The 753-nt window shown below is 68.4% G+C and carries 1 protein-coding gene; it reads left to right on the forward strand.

Annotated elements, in window-relative coordinates:
- Nucleotides 1-753 (forward strand): IS481 family transposase (locus DSY14_RS27960; RefSeq protein WP_211719584.1); only part of this gene is annotated, 753 nt, incomplete at its 5' end.

The following is a 753-nucleotide window of genomic DNA, read 5'->3' on the forward strand; positions in this document are numbered from 1 at the left end:
CCCCGGCGCACCCCCACCCGCCGCGAGCGCCGCGTCATCAAACTCCGCCACACCCGCCGCTGGGGACCCGCCCGCATCGCCGGCCACCTGGGCATGTACCCCTCGACCGTGCACCGCATCCTGACCCGCCACCGCATGCCCCGCCTGAACCATCTGGACCGGGCCACCGGGCGCACCGTCCGCCGCTACGAGCGCTCCCGGCCCGGCGAGCTGGTGCACGTGGACATCAAGAAACTCGGCAACATCCCCGACGGAGGCGGCCACAAGGCACTGGGCCGGGCCCAAGGACGCAAGAACCGCTCCAAGGCCGGATACGCCTACCTTCACAACGCCGTGGACGACCACTCCCGCCTGGCCTACTCAGAGATCCTGGCCAATGAGAAGAAGGAGACCGCGGCCGGGTTCTGGAAGCGAGCCCAGGTCTACTTCGCCTCGGTGGGCATCACGGTGGAGCGGGTGCTGACCGACAACGGGGCCTGCTACAAGTCCCACGCCTGGCTTGATGCCCTGGCCAAGACCGGGATCAAGCACAAGCGCACCCGCCCCTACCGGCCCCAGACCAACGGCAAGGTCGAACGGTTCAACCGGACCCTGGCCCAGGAATGGGCCTACGCCCGCCCCTACCGGTCCGAGTCCCAAAGGCGGGAGGCGTTCATCGGGTGGTTGCACCACTACAATCACCACCGGTTCCACACCGCGATCAGCGGCCCTCCCGCCTCCCGCGTACCTAACCTTTCAGGTCAGTACACCTAG

The sequence above is a fragment of the Nocardiopsis sp. MG754419 genome, assembly GCF_018207095.1.
Classification (GTDB): domain Bacteria; phylum Actinomycetota; class Actinomycetes; order Streptosporangiales; family Streptosporangiaceae; genus Nocardiopsis.